Origin of the sequence: Xenorhabdus bovienii SS-2004, from assembly GCF_000027225.1 — a bacterium.
In the GTDB taxonomy this organism is placed as follows: domain Bacteria; phylum Pseudomonadota; class Gammaproteobacteria; order Enterobacterales; family Enterobacteriaceae; genus Xenorhabdus; species Xenorhabdus bovienii_C.
In genome coordinates this window covers 3,336,470-3,349,817 of record NC_013892.1, presented here as the reverse complement: position 1 = coordinate 3,349,817, position 13,348 = coordinate 3,336,470, and the positions used below count along the sequence as shown (strand labels likewise).

11 protein-coding genes and 1 other RNA gene are annotated in these 13,348 nt (G+C 46.2%); 9 read left to right on the top strand and 3 right to left on the bottom strand.

The window, feature by feature from the left end; all coding sequences use genetic code 11:
• The first annotated feature begins 34 nt into the window (after nucleotides 1-34).
• Nucleotides 35-694 carry a ribose-5-phosphate isomerase RpiA gene (gene rpiA / locus XBJ1_RS14715; protein ID WP_012989785.1) on the top strand — a complete coding sequence of 220 codons (660 nt, stop codon included), beginning with the start codon at nucleotides 35-37 and terminating at the stop codon, nucleotides 692-694.
• 275 nt (nucleotides 695-969) lie between these two features.
• A complete protein-coding gene (serA, locus tag XBJ1_RS14710; protein ID WP_012989784.1) occupies nucleotides 970-2,211 on the top strand; it encodes a phosphoglycerate dehydrogenase in 1,242 nt (413 codons plus the stop codon).
• A 71-nt stretch (nucleotides 2,212-2,282) separates the two neighbouring features.
• Here serA and XBJ1_RS14705 read toward each other — a convergent pair whose 3' ends face one another.
• From XBJ1_RS14705 to zapA, 3 genes are all read right to left on the bottom strand, one after another.
• On the bottom strand, nucleotides 2,283-2,876 hold the full coding sequence (locus XBJ1_RS14705) for a 5-formyltetrahydrofolate cyclo-ligase (RefSeq protein WP_012989783.1): 594 nt from the start codon (nucleotides 2,874-2,876) through the stop codon (nucleotides 2,283-2,285).
• 49 nt (nucleotides 2,877-2,925) lie between these two features.
• Nucleotides 2,926-3,109, bottom strand: a non-coding RNA gene (ssrS, locus tag XBJ1_RS20145) — 6S RNA.
• Between the two features lie 195 nt (nucleotides 3,110-3,304).
• The gene (zapA, locus tag XBJ1_RS14695) at nucleotides 3,305-3,610 is read right to left on the bottom strand and encodes a cell division protein ZapA (protein ID WP_012989781.1); all 306 of its coding nucleotides are present in this window, start codon (nucleotides 3,608-3,610) and stop codon (nucleotides 3,305-3,307) included.
• Between the two features lie 203 nt (nucleotides 3,611-3,813).
• Between zapA and XBJ1_RS14690 the strand changes: the two genes are divergently transcribed.
• The 7 genes from XBJ1_RS14690 to gcvP all read left to right on the top strand — a co-directional run bounded on the left by XBJ1_RS14690 (nucleotide 3,814) and on the right by gcvP (nucleotide 13,100).
• Nucleotides 3,814-4,392 carry a YecA family protein gene (locus XBJ1_RS14690; RefSeq protein WP_012989780.1) on the top strand — a complete coding sequence of 193 codons (579 nt, stop codon included), beginning with the start codon at nucleotides 3,814-3,816 and terminating at the stop codon, nucleotides 4,390-4,392.
• Nucleotides 4,393-4,437: 45 nt separating this feature from the next.
• On the top strand, nucleotides 4,438-5,754 hold the full coding sequence (pepP, locus tag XBJ1_RS14685; RefSeq protein WP_012989779.1) for a Xaa-Pro aminopeptidase: 1,317 nt from the start codon (nucleotides 4,438-4,440) through the stop codon (nucleotides 5,752-5,754).
• Between the two features lie 24 nt (nucleotides 5,755-5,778).
• Entirely contained in the window at nucleotides 5,779-6,969 is a 1,191-nt protein-coding gene (gene ubiH / locus XBJ1_RS14680) for a 2-octaprenyl-6-methoxyphenyl hydroxylase (RefSeq protein ID WP_012989778.1), read from the top strand.
• Nucleotides 6,970-6,993: 24 nt separating this feature from the next.
• Nucleotides 6,994-8,226 carry an FAD-dependent 2-octaprenylphenol hydroxylase gene (gene ubiI / locus XBJ1_RS14675; protein ID WP_012989777.1) on the top strand — a complete coding sequence of 411 codons (1,233 nt, stop codon included), beginning with the start codon at nucleotides 6,994-6,996 and terminating at the stop codon, nucleotides 8,224-8,226.
• 371 nt (nucleotides 8,227-8,597) lie between these two features.
• Nucleotides 8,598-9,695 (top strand): glycine cleavage system aminomethyltransferase GcvT, encoded by a 1,098-nt coding sequence (gene gcvT, locus XBJ1_RS14670; RefSeq protein WP_012989776.1) that lies wholly within the window; start codon nucleotides 8,598-8,600, stop codon nucleotides 9,693-9,695.
• A 51-nt stretch (nucleotides 9,696-9,746) separates the two neighbouring features.
• The gene (gene gcvH, locus XBJ1_RS14665) at nucleotides 9,747-10,139 is read left to right on the top strand and encodes a glycine cleavage system protein GcvH (protein ID WP_012989775.1); all 393 of its coding nucleotides are present in this window, start codon (nucleotides 9,747-9,749) and stop codon (nucleotides 10,137-10,139) included.
• An 84-nt stretch (nucleotides 10,140-10,223) separates the two neighbouring features.
• Nucleotides 10,224-13,100: an aminomethyl-transferring glycine dehydrogenase gene (gcvP, locus tag XBJ1_RS14660; RefSeq protein ID WP_012989774.1), complete on the top strand. Its 2,877-nt coding sequence runs from the start codon at nucleotides 10,224-10,226 to the stop codon at nucleotides 13,098-13,100.
• The last annotated feature ends 248 nt before the right edge of the window (nucleotides 13,101-13,348 follow it).

Genomic DNA, 13,348 nt, shown 5'->3' with positions numbered 1-13,348 from the left:
TTTTCCTTGTAACTGATTATAGGCTGTGATTGATATGACACAGGACGAACTGAAAAAAGCAGTAGGTTGGGCAGCATTGGAATACGTCAAACCTGGAACAATCGTAGGTGTTGGTACAGGTTCAACGGCATCGCATTTCATTGATGCATTAGGGACAATCAAAAATCAAATCGAAGGTGCAGTGTCCAGCTCGGAAGCATCGACTGAAAAATTAAAAAATCTGGGCATCCCCATTTTTGACTGTAATGAAGTTGATAGCTTGGATATTTACGTTGATGGTGCTGACGAAATCAATGACCATATGCATATGATCAAGGGAGGCGGCGCAGCATTGACGCGAGAAAAAATTATTGCCGCTGTTGCAAAGAAATTTATCTGTGTCATTGATGAATCAAAACGAGTCGATGTGCTGGGTAAATTCCCGCTGCCGGTTGAGGTTATTCCAATGGCGCGCTCTTACGTTGCTCGTGAACTGGTGAAATTAGGTGGAACGCCAGTTTATCGCCAGAATGTGGTTACGGATAATGGCAATGTCATTCTGGATGTCCATAATCTTGCTATTCTTGATCCCATTGCGTTGGAAAATAAAATAAATGGCATTGCTGGCGTGGTGACGGTCGGCCTATTTGCCAATCGTAGTGCTGACGTGGTGCTGATCGGGACAGCGGATGGCGTGAAAACGATCGCAGAATAATCGTTTATTGGGGCAGAATAATCTGCCCTTAAAATATTTCCATGTTTTTTAAAAAAATTAAAATTTAGTGAGATATATCACATCCTAGCCTAAGAATTCCTCAAAATTCTGTTTTTAGACTGTAACAAGTCATATTACTACGTATAACAACTTTTTTACTTCGATTTACCCTGTTGCGTGAGCAAACGATTGTATTACTGTTGCTGTTTTTTTTGTTATTTTGGTGGAATTCATTATGGATATTCTGAAAATTAAGACAACGATAGGACGGACAAATGGTCAAGGTATCTTTAGAAAAGGATAAGATTAAATTTTTGCTACTGGAAGGCGTTCATCAGAGCACAGTTGATAACCTGCGGGCGGCGGGATACAGCAATATCGAATATCACAAAGGGGCGTTGGAGCCTGAAGAATTGAAAGAAGCGATTCGTGATGCTCGCTTTGTGGGTATCCGTTCTCGTACTCAATTGACTGAAGAAATTTTTGAAGCGGCTGAAAAGCTGGTTGCTGTGGGATGTTTTTGTATAGGCACCAATCAGGTTGACCTGAAAGCGGCTGAAAAACGTGGTATTCCTGTATTTAACGCACCATTCTCCAATACACGTTCTGTGGCGGAGATGGTGCTGGGTGAATTACTGTTGCTATTACGTCGTATTCCTATTGCAAATGCGAAAGCACACAGAGGAATATGGGATAAACAGGCCAAAGGCTGTTATGAAGCGCGAGGTAAGAAGCTCGGCATTATTGGTTACGGTCATATCGGTACACAGCTTGGCATTCTGGCTGAAAATATCGGTATGCATGTTCATTTCTATGATATTGAAAATAAACTGCCGTTGGGAAATGCACAGCAAGTGCATCATCTATCCGAACTGTTGAATATGAGCGATGTTGTCAGCCTGCATGTACCTGAAACAGGCTCAACAAAAAACATGATCGGCGTGGAAGAGCTGGAGTTGATGAAGCCGGGTGCAATCCTGATTAACGCCTCACGTGGCATGGTAGTGGATATTCCTGCACTCCATGACGCGCTGGAGTGCGAGCACCTTTCCGGTGCGGCCCTTGATGTGTTTCCGAGTGAACCCGCAACGAACAATGAGCCTTTCATCTCGCCTCTGAGCAAATTTGATAATGTACTGCTGACTCCGCATATTGGCGGATCAACACAAGAAGCCCAAGAGAATATTGGTTACGAAGTCGCGGGTAAACTGGTCAAATATTCTGACAATGGTTCTACGCTGTCAGCGGTCAACTTCCCTGAAGTCTCACTGCCTATTCATGCCAAAGATACTCACCGACTACTGCATATCCATGAAAACCGTCCTGGTATTTTGACCAGCATAAACCAAGTTTTTACCGATCAGGAAATCAATATTGAGGCACAATACCTGCGTACCAACGGAGATATTGGTTATGTGGTCATTGATATCACGACGCAAAATCCGGCTCAGGCTGAAATGGTTCTGCAAAACCTGAAAGCTCTGTCTGGCACGATCCGCTCTCGCCTGCTTTACTGATCGTCTGGGCGAATACCGTGAGAAATGGGGCTATCGTAGAAACAATAGCCCCTTAAAAGAATAAACTGTTATTACCAGCGCCATATTTTTTCAGGCGTAATGATTTCTGGCAGAGGAATATCCCAGCTTGCACTTGGCAATAGATTAACTAATTGGAAATCGTGCGCTAACCCAATCGGATAAAAATTCTGCTGTTGCCATTTAGCAAGCGTTCTGTCGTAGAAACCGCCTCCCATTCCTAAACGCTGCCCTGTGTTATCAAAAGCCACCAGTGGAATAAACATCACATCAAGCTCAGAGACGGGCAGAACCTGTCGGACATCTAATGGTGGCTCTTCTATGTTAAAACGATTGTAGTTGAGGGGAGTCCCAGCATGGTAATACAGGAACAGCAGATGGTGCCGACTGAATGGGTGTAATACGGGCAGATAAACTTGTTTATTTTGCTGCCAAAGTTGCTGAATCAGTGGGCGAGTGTCTAATTCACCATCAAAGGAGAGATACAGGGCAACCTTGTTTGCCTGCTGGACCTTAGGGTGAGACACGACATTCTGGGCAGCTTGCTGGGCAAATCGCGATTGCTGCTCTGGGGATAGATTTTGACGCAACTGTCGAATTTGTTTTCTTATGGATTTTCGGAGAGATAAAAAAGGATCTGATTGCATGAAACCTGCCTATTAAAATGCAGAAAAGGATACAAAACAGATAAATAAGGGGTTCTCCAAGATGCCGCGGCAGGTGGTAACCCTTGAACCCTTGGTTCAAGGTGAACGTAGTGTCGCCCCTATTAGGCTTCTTGGTCTAGCCAAGCATGCTCACAAGAAACGGAGCACCACATTCTATAGGTATGAAATATCGGCTCAGGGGACTTACCTGCTCACGCACACCTCAGAGAAATTTTGTAGCGCTTAAAACCAATTAGTTAAGAATTCATCCGTCAAGAACCTATCTGTCAGGCTCCATTCATCAGGCTTTAAGCAACGCAATAGAGCCTATTGTATGGAACTAAATGGAGAAAGCAACTGCTTATATTCATGTATAGTGACTACTGCCTGATTTATCAACAAGGATCAGTTTATTGACAGCTAGGAGGTCAGGTAATTTTACCTTGTTCTAACAAAGCTTGTTCAATAGTCTGCTGGAGCATTTTTATTTTTTGTTCCATATTGTAAGAGTAATCACGGGTTTTCATCTTTTCCTGTGCTAACTCGTGACAAACGTTCAGCGCCACAATAAAAACCAGTTGCTCAGTGTTCGTTACTCTGGTGCGTTCTTTGAGGTTATGCAAACGCTGATCAAGTTCCTTCGCGGCAGCTTGCAAAGCCTCTACCTGCTCTGGTGGACAATTGACACGTAATGATCGCCCAAAAATCTGAATATCTACTGGTTGTGCAGACATGACACCTTCCTGATTTATTACTGTGCCGATACCTTGATTCTGGCATAAAAGCAGATTTTGGTATTAAAACAAGGCCGACAACAACCATTACCGTACAATACCAAAAGGCAACCCTCCTTATATCGGTGTGTGCTGTCTGGTATAGCGACTCCCCTTGATGGTAGCATAGCATGAACTTATATCGCCAACGATGATCAATATACATGTCTATACAAAACTCATTACCTAATTATCAATCATTTGATGAAATTTTGCATCAACAGTCAGTTGCGCTGACAGCCGCCGAAATGCACGGTCTAATCAGTGGCCTATTATGTGGTGGAAATCATGATAGTAGCTGGCAGACACTAATGCATGATCTTACTAATGATGGCCTTGCATTTTCACAGGCGTTGGCACAGTCGATCAGGGCATTATACGAAACGACCTTTGAATCACTTGATGATAGTGATTTTGTTTTTAATCTACTGCTTCCTGATGATGAGGCGAGTGTTTTTGACTGTGCTGATGCATTGGCGGGATGGGTAAATCATTTCCTGTTGGGATTAGGCGTGGCGAATCCGCAGTTGACAGAAAAACAGGAAATACAGGAAGTCGTTACTGATTTACGTAACATCGGTATGCTGGGATACGATGAAGACGAAGATCAGGAAGAACTGTCCCAAGCTCTGGAAGAAGTATTGGAGTACGTCCGTGTTGCAGTACAACTCTGCTACATTGCCTTGGCGACACCGAAAACGGCAAATAGCGTGAAAAAAAATGACAAGCCAACGCTACACTGATTGGCGGTTAACCAACTAATAATAATCAAATCGCAGGAGAGGGTAATGACTAAACAAGAATATTTGTCCCGTCGTCAGGCATTATTGTCAAAAATGGCACCAGCCAGTGCGGCCATTATTTTTGCAGCCCCGCCTGCGAGGCGTAATTCAGATTGTGAATATCCCTATCGCCAGCACAGTGATCTTCTTTACTTGACTGGGTTCAACGAGCCGAAAGCGGTTCTTGTTCTGATCAAAAGTGATGAAAACCACAATCATAGCGTGTTGTTTAACCGTGTTCGTGATCTAACTGCGGAAATTTGGTTTGGTCGTCGGCTTGGTCAGGATGCCGCACCGGAAAAACTTGGGGTGGATCGCGCCCTGCCATTTGATGATCTCAGTAAACAGCTTTACCTGCTACTGAATGGTTTGGACGTGGTTTATCATGCCCAGGGGGAGTTTGAATATGCTGACAATATCGTATTCAGTGCCTTGGATACATTGCGAAAAAATAGCCGTCGTAACCTCAGCGCACCATCAATGATAGCAGATTGGCGTCCGTGGCTGCATGAGATGCGACTGTTCAAATCGGCAGCCGAACTGGACATCATGCGCAAGGCAGGCGACATCAGTGCGAAGGCTCATACGAGAGCCATGCAGAATTGTCGCCCAGGCATGTTTGAATATCAGCTTGAGGCTGAAATCCATCATGAATTTACTCGTCAAGGCGCACGTTATCCTGCTTATAACACCATCGTTGGTGCAGGAGAAAACGCCTGTATTCTGCATTACACAGAAAACGAGCGCCGCATGAAAGAGGGCGATTTGGTATTGATCGATGCGGGCTGTGAATATGAAGGATATGCCGGCGACATTACGCGAACATTTCCGGTTAACGGCAAATTCACCCGTCCCCAGCGAGAAATTTATGACATCGTGCTGCAATCTATCAATGTCTCTTTTGAACTGTACAGGCCGGGTACCAGTATCCGCAAAGTGACGGAACATGTGGTGCGCATTATGGTTGAAGGGCTGGTCAAATTGGGAATTATGCATGGCGAAGTAGAACAATTGATCGAGACCAATGCTTATCGTCAATTTTTCATGCATGGTTTAAGTCATTGGCTGGGGTTGGATGTGCACGATGTCGGGCATTATGGCATAGATCGCGATCGCATTCTGGAACCCGGCATGGTGCTGACTGTTGAACCAGGGCTTTATATCGCGCCGGATGCTGATGTACCACCGGAATACCGTGGTATTGGCATCCGCATTGAAGATGATATTGTGATTACGGAAGCGGGCAATGAGAATTTGACCGAGCATGTCGTGAAAGATCCGGATGAAATTGAAGCACTGATGGCACAGGCGAAACAGAATTAAAATTACTGTAATCAGGAAATCATAATGAACGTGATTATTGTGGGGGGAGGAATGGCTGGTGCAACATTGGCGCTGGCTATTTCTTCCTTAAGTCGGGGGCAGGTACAGGTCTCTTTGATTGAATCGACAGAACCAACACAAGAACATCAGGGTTTTGATGCAAGAGCTATTGCCTTGGCTTATGGCACATGCCAGCGCCTGAGCCAAATCGGTGTCTGGCCTGTGCTGAAAGATTGTGCCACCCCAATTACCCACGTTCATGTCAGCGATCGAGGCCATAGTGGTTTCGTTAACATTCGAGCCGATGACTATGCTATTCCGGCATTGGGTAATGTCATTGAATTGCACGATGCCGGGATTCGTCTGTTTAATCTGTTAAGACAGGCACCTAATGTCAAACTTCACTGTCCGGCTAAAGTGAATTCCGTTGAACGTCTGGATACTTCGGTTGTGGTCAAGCTGGACAATGGCGAAAAGATCACGGGAGAGTTGTTGGTTGCTGCCGACGGAAGCCATTCTGCCGTGGCGAAAGCGTGCAATATCCCGTGGCAGCAGCAAACTTACGGTCAGGTTGCCATGATTGCCAATGTCCTGACGTCTGAACATCCTCAGGGACAGGCATTTGAACGTTTTACCGAACATGGCCCGCTGGCATTATTGCCCATGTCTGAAGGCCGCAGCGCTTTGGTATGGTGCCACCCGCTGGAAAAACAGACGGAAATCAACGGCTGGAGCAATGAGGAATTTCTTCAACAATTGCAAAAAGCCTTTGGCTGGCGTTTGGGCAAGATGCTGGAAACGGGTCAACGACATAGTTATCCACTGGCTTTATTTACGGCCAGCCAGCAGATCAGTCATCGTCTGGCGTTGGTAGGCAATGCGTCCCAAACGTTACATCCGATTGCCGGGCAGGGTTTTAACTTAGGAATGCGTGATGTTATGACACTGGCACGAGTCATTTCAGCGGCGGCAGATTCAGGGCAAGATATTGGTGCTTATGATGTTTTGGCTCGTTACCAGCAGCAACGCCATACTGATCGTGAAACGACGATTGGTATCACGGATGGGTTGGTTAGAATATTCGCCAATGACTATTTCCCTTTGAAGATAGGACGTAACCTTGGCCTGATGACGATGGAAACGTTGTCCCCGTTGCGGGACTTATTTGCCCATCAGACACTGGGTTGGGTTGCCCATCATTCATCGGCAGAATAAGGCAGATTAAGAGGAAAGAAAAACATGCAATCATTTGATGTGGTGATCGCAGGGGGCGGTATGGTTGGCCTTGCGCTGGCCTGTGGTTTGCAGGGTAGCGGTTTGCGCATCGCGATTGTAGAAGAGCATCCACCGACAGGCACGTTTCATGCTAACGATGAACATGCGCTGCGTGTTTCTGCTATCAATGCAGCCAGTGAACGGTTATTAACTCATCTTGGTGTCTGGCAGCACATTACTGCGATGCGAGCCAGTGCTTATCTGGGGATGGACGTCCGGGATCAAGATAGTTTTGGTCGCATTAAATTCGATGCGACAGAAAATGGTCTGACACATCTTGGACACATCATCGAAAACCATGTGATCCGGCAGGCACTTTGGCAGCAGGCAGAAAATTTGCCTGATGTGACGATTTTTACCCCCGCATCTCTCAAAAATGTCGCGTGGGGAGAAAACGAAGCTTTCATTACTCTGTCCGATGAGCGAATGCTGACTTCACGGCTGGTTGTTGGTGCTGATGGTGCGAATTCATGGCTGCGCCAACATGCGGATATTCCACTGACCTTTTGGGATTATGAGCACCATGCGCTGGTCGCCACGATTCGTACCGAAGAACCTCATCAGGCTGTTGCGCGTCAGGTCTTTCATGGTGATGGGATTCTGGCTTTCCTGCCATTGTCTGATCCCCATTTATGCTCGATCGTCTGGTCACTGCCTGCTGAAGCTGCGCAACAGCGCAAGGTAATCGACGCTGTATTATTTAATCGGCAATTGGGCGTTACATTTGATATGCAGCTTGGTCTGTGTGAATTAGTCAGTGAACGCCAGGCCATTCCATTGATGGGGCGTTATGCCCGTAACTTTGCAGCCCATCGGTTAGCCCTGCTGGGGGATGCTGCACATACTATTCATCCTTTGGCGGGACAAGGCGTTAATTTGGGATTTATGGATGTGGCAGAGTTGATTGGAGAACTGAGCCGCCTGCACCGCCAGGGGAAAGACATCGGTCAGTATCTCTATCTGGGGCGTTTCGAGCGCCGCCGCAAGCACAGTGCAGCGGTGATGCTGGCAGGTATGCAAGGGTTCCGTCAGCTATTTGATGGCAATCATCCGGCTAAAAAGCTATTGCGTGATATTGGATTAACGTTCGCTGATCACTTACCGGGAGTAAAATCGCAATTGCTTCGTCATGCCATGGGGCTAAATGATCTCCCTGATTGGCTGATTTCTCAAACCTCTTCGGTTGAAAAAATCTAATTCCGCTTCTCATTTAAGATTAGTTTTCCTCATGTAGGACTGAAGTGTGTTCAGTTGATTTACTTCACACTTTAGTCTTTTTCTAATAAAAAAAGAACGTATTCTGTATTTCATTAAAAATTTTGAGCGCCTTCACGCAATAAATTAGATAAAAATTCTGCATGATAGTAAGTGTTTTTTCAGGTTATTACTGTAATGCTGCTAATTTATTTTATGGTTCATTTCTATTTTCAGTGATAACTTCTAAACCAAGGTATCGTTTGCGTCATTAACCGCTTTTTTTGATTCATGATCCAACCTCTGTCGGTTAATACGCCGTATGTTTTTCAGGTCAAAAACATTTTCATGTCAAGAATGGAAAGAGGGAAATAATGTCAAAACACACCCCACTATATGATCAACATCTGGCATGCGGAGCGCGCATGGTAGATTTTCATGGCTGGATGATGCCCCTTCAATACGGTTCACAAATCGACGAGCATCACACGGTGCGTACTGATGCTGGTATGTTCGATGTTTCCCACATGACCATTGTGGATCTGCATGGCACAGGTTGCCGTGATTTTCTCCGCTATCTTCTGGCAAATGACATCACCAAACTGACCGAACAGGGCAAGGCACTTTATACCGGCATGTTGAATGTCTCCGGTGGTGTTATTGATGACCTGATAGTCTATTTCTTCACTGATGATTTCTATCGCATGGTTGTAAATTCTGCGACCCGTGACAAAGACTTAGCTTGGATTCAACAGCATGCCACGAATTACCCCGTCGAAATTACGGTGCGTGATGATTTAGCACTAATCGCGGTTCAAGGCCCGAATGCGCAGTCTAAAGCACAATCCCTGCTGAATGATGAACAAAAACAGGCCGTGGCAGGTATGAAACCTTTCTTCGGCGTCCAGTCTGGTGATTTATTTATCGCGACGACCGGTTATACCGGCGAAGCAGGTTATGAAATTGCGTTACCGAAAGAACAGGCTGCTGATTTTTGGCAGAAATTGTTAGCAGCAGGCGTTAAACCCGCTGGATTGGGTGCACGGGATACACTACGCCTTGAAGCGGGTATGAACCTTTACGGTCAGGAAATGGATGAAACCATTTCGCCTTTAGCTGCCAATATGGGGTGGACGATTGCGTGGAAACCGGAAGATCGCCAATTCATTGGCCGTGAAGCGCTGGAAAGACAGCGTGAAGTAGGTACAGAACAACTGGTTGGCTTAATTATGCGCGAAAAGGGCGTATTGCGTGGTGGTTTAACAGTCCACTTCACTGATAAAGCGGGTGAAATGCGTTCTGGCGTCATTACCAGCGGAACATTCTCTCCAACTTTGGGGTTCAGCATTGCTCTTGCACGAGTTCCTCAGGGAATTGGAGAACAGGCGATTGTTCAGATCCGTAACCGTGAAATGCTTGTTCAGGTGGTTAAACCGGGTTTTGTACGGATGGGCAAATCGCTCGTAGAGTAATTTGGGTCGTAACATTTTTATTAATGAATTAAAAACAAGGAGATGGCAACGATGAGTCATGTACCAGCAGAATTAAAATATACCTCATCACACGAATGGGTTCGTGCGGAAGGAAACGGTGAATACACTGTAGGTATTACCGAGCACGCTCAGGAACTCTTGGGTGATATGGTATTCGTTGATTTGCCCGAAGTCGGTGTAGTTGTAAATAATGGTAATGACTGTGCTGTTGTAGAATCAGTCAAAGCAGCTTCTGATATTTATGCCCCTTTGAGTGGTGAAGTCACCGCGGTTAATTCAGAGTTGGAAGGTTCTCCTGAATTAGTCAACAGTGAGCCTTATAACGAGGGTTGGCTGTTCCGCCTTAAGATCTCTGACGAGAGTGAACTCACCCATCTGCTTGATGCGGAAGGTTATCAGTCACTTTTGGCAGAAGAAGAATAATACTTACTATCGCCCCATATCACGTTGTGAATGGGGCGTTTTTTATGTGTGCCGTTTTTAGCTAGTTTCAGGAAATTATCATCAATGACCCAGACACTAATCCAACTTGAAAATCAAGGTGAATTCACTCGTCGCCACATTGGTTCTTCTGCTGAACAGCAAAAAGAGATGCTGGCGACAGTTGGTGCAAATTCTCTTGACGATCTGACGAATAAAATCGTTCCTCGTGATATCGCATTGTCAGAGCCACCTGCTGTAGGCGAAGGTGCGACAGAACAACAGGCGCTGGCTGAACTGAAAGTGATGGCTGGCCAGAACAGACGTTATCAATCTTATATCGGTATGGGATATGCGCCATCGGTACTTCCTCCGGTTATTCTGCGTAATTTGCTGGAAAATCCTGGCTGGTACACGGCATATACCCCGTATCAGCCAGAAGTTTCCCAAGGCCGTCTTGAAGCCTTACTGAACTTTCAGCAAGTTACTATTGATCTCACCGGATTGGATCTTGCTTCTGCCTCATTACTGGATGAAGCCACGGCGGCGGCTGAAGCTATGGCGATGGCAAAACGGGTCAGTAAGTTGAAAGGCGCAGAGCGCTTCTTTGTGGCGGATGATATTCATCCACAGACGCTGGACGTTGTTCGTACCCGTGCAGAAACCTTTGGATTTGAAGTCATTGTTGATAAAGCCGAAAAAGTGCTGGAACTGGAAGGTGTCTTCGGTGTCCTGCTACAACAGGTTGGTACAACAGGCGAAGTTCATGACTACAGTGCTCTGATTACGAAGCTGAAAGAGAAAAAAATTATTGTCAGTGTAGCGGCGGATTTTATGGCACTGGTCATGCTGACTGCACCGGGCAAACAAGGTGCTGACATGGTATTTGGTGCAGCACAGCGTTTTGGTGTCCCGATGGGATACGGTGGCCCACATGCTGCATTCTTTGCCTGCCGTGATGAATTCAAGCGTTCCATGCCGGGTCGCATTATTGGCGTTTCCCGTGACGCTGCGGGTAACCGGGCTCTGCGGATGGCTATGCAGACCCGTGAACAGCATATTCGTCGCGAAAAAGCGAATTCCAATATTTGTACCTCGCAAGTTCTGCTGGCTAATATTGCTGGCATGTACGCGGTTTACCACGGTGCTGAAGGCTTGAAGAGAATCGCTGGCCGTATTCACCGATTGACCGACATTCTGGCCACCGGCCTGCAAAAAGCGGGCATCACACTGCGTCACAAAACATGGTTTGATACGCTGACCGTTGAAGTTGCAGATAAAACACAGGTACTGGTTCGGGCGGAGAAAGCCCAAATTAACCTGCGTACTGATATTCTTGGTGCGATTGGTGTGGCATTGAGTGAAAAAACCAGCCGCGACGACTTGCAAACACTGTTCCAGGTTCTGACTGGCTCTGATGCTATATTGGATATTGATACGCTTGATAACGAAATGGCGGCAGGCAGCCAATCTATTCCGGTTTCAATGTTGCGCAATGATGACATCTTGATGCATGACAACTTCCGCCGTTATCACAGCGAAACTGACATGATGCGCTACATGCACAGTCTGGAGCGTAAAGATCTGGCATTGAATCAGGCGATGATCCCGCTGGGCTCATGTACCATGAAACTGAATGCGGCGGCTGAAATTATGCCGATCACATGGCCTGAATTCACGGATATGCACCCTTTCTGTCCACCAGAGCAGGCGCAGGGTTATCACCAACTGATCAGCCAACTCTCTCATTGGCTGGTATTGCTGACTGGCTACGACGCAGTTTGTATGCAGCCAAACTCCGGTGCTCAGGGAGAATATGCTGGCTTACTCGCCATTCGTCGTTATTACGCCAGTCGTGGAGAACAACATCGCCATGTCTGCTTGATTCCAAGCTCTGCTCACGGCACAAACCCTGCTTCCGCGCATATGGCGGGTATGACCGTGGTGGTGGTGAATTGTGACAAAGAAGGTAATATCGATCTGACAGATTTACACGAAAAAGCGGAAAAACATCGTGGTGAACTGGCCTGTATCATGGTGACCTACCCATCGACTCACGGTGTGTATGAAGAAACCATCCGTCAGATCTGCGATATTATTCACCAGAATGGAGGCCAGGTTTACCTTGATGGTGCCAACATGAACGCCCAAGTCGGCATTACTACGCCGGGCTTTATTGGTGCTGACGTTTCCCACCTGAACCTGCATAAAACCTTTTGTATCCCACACGGTGGTGGTGGCCCTGGCATGGGGCCGATTGGTGTGAAAAAACACCTTGCACCATTTGTACCGGGGCATTCCGTGGTGGAAATGGACACAGTAACCACATTGGGCGCAGTATCAGCCGCACCATTTGGCAGTGCTTCCATTTTGCCCATTAGCTGGATGTATATCCGTATGATGGGAGCAAAAGGACTGAAACAAGCCAGCCAAGTTGCGATCCTGAATGCGAACTACATCGCAGCTCGCCTGAAAGGGGCTTATGAAATCCTCTATACCGGGCGTGATGGCTACGTTGCCCACGAATGTATTCTGGATATTCGCCCACTGAAAGACGAATTTGGCATCAGCGAAATGGATATCGCTAAGCGTTTGGTTGACTACGGCTTCCATGCACCAACCATGTCATTCCCAGTGGCGGGAACCTTGATGGTTGAGCCGACGGAATCCGAAAGCAAAGTCGAAATCGATCGCTTTATTGACGCAATGCTGGCAATTCGCGAAGAAATCAGCAATGTGGCAAAAGGGGAATGGCCGCTGGAAGACAATCCACTGGTGAATGCGCCTCACGTTCAGGCAGAGCTGGTTTCTGACTGGGAACATGCATACAGCCGTGAAATCGCTGTCTTCCCAACAGTAGAAACCAAAGCCAATAAATACTGGCCAACGGTTAAACGTCTCGACGATGTATATGGTGACCGCAATTTACATTGCTCCTGTGCACCGATTGAAGATTATCGTTAATCTCGGTTAACAAAGAAGACGAAAGCAGTGTTGAGGAGGATTCCTCACACTGCTTTTTCAGGAAAATTATCCATTTTCACTCAATATATGGTAGTTTTCTCGTGATGGAAGATCGCTATTTTTGAGTCAATTGATTATTTTGAAAACTTCAATATCATTAATCTTGAAAATGTGATTAAGTTGTAGAAATGTACTATTAAAACAAATAGCTTGAAACCAACAAAGGATGACAACTATTTTGAATATCG

What these genes read in the sequence shown, in the direction of transcription:
- rpiA (WP_012989785.1), top strand. Translation starts at nt 35, where the DNA reads ATGACACAGGACGAACTGAAAAAAGCAGTAGGTTGGGCAGCATTGGAA.
- serA (WP_012989784.1), top strand. Translation starts at nt 970, where the DNA reads ATGGTCAAGGTATCTTTAGAAAAGGATAAGATTAAATTTTTGCTACTG.
- XBJ1_RS14705 (WP_012989783.1), bottom strand. Translation starts at nt 2,876, where the DNA reads ATGCAATCAGATCCTTTTTTATCTCTCCGAAAATCCATAAGAAAACAA.
- zapA (WP_012989781.1), bottom strand. Translation starts at nt 3,610, where the DNA reads ATGTCTGCACAACCAGTAGATATTCAGATTTTTGGGCGATCATTACGT.
- XBJ1_RS14690 (WP_012989780.1), top strand. Translation starts at nt 3,814, where the DNA reads ATGTCTATACAAAACTCATTACCTAATTATCAATCATTTGATGAAATT.
- pepP (WP_012989779.1), top strand. Translation starts at nt 4,438, where the DNA reads ATGACTAAACAAGAATATTTGTCCCGTCGTCAGGCATTATTGTCAAAA.
- ubiH (WP_012989778.1), top strand. Translation starts at nt 5,779, where the DNA reads ATGAACGTGATTATTGTGGGGGGAGGAATGGCTGGTGCAACATTGGCG.
- ubiI (WP_012989777.1), top strand. Translation starts at nt 6,994, where the DNA reads ATGCAATCATTTGATGTGGTGATCGCAGGGGGCGGTATGGTTGGCCTT.
- gcvT (WP_012989776.1), top strand. Translation starts at nt 8,598, where the DNA reads ATGTCAAAACACACCCCACTATATGATCAACATCTGGCATGCGGAGCG.
- gcvH (WP_012989775.1), top strand. Translation starts at nt 9,747, where the DNA reads ATGAGTCATGTACCAGCAGAATTAAAATATACCTCATCACACGAATGG.
- gcvP (WP_012989774.1), top strand. Translation starts at nt 10,224, where the DNA reads ATGACCCAGACACTAATCCAACTTGAAAATCAAGGTGAATTCACTCGT.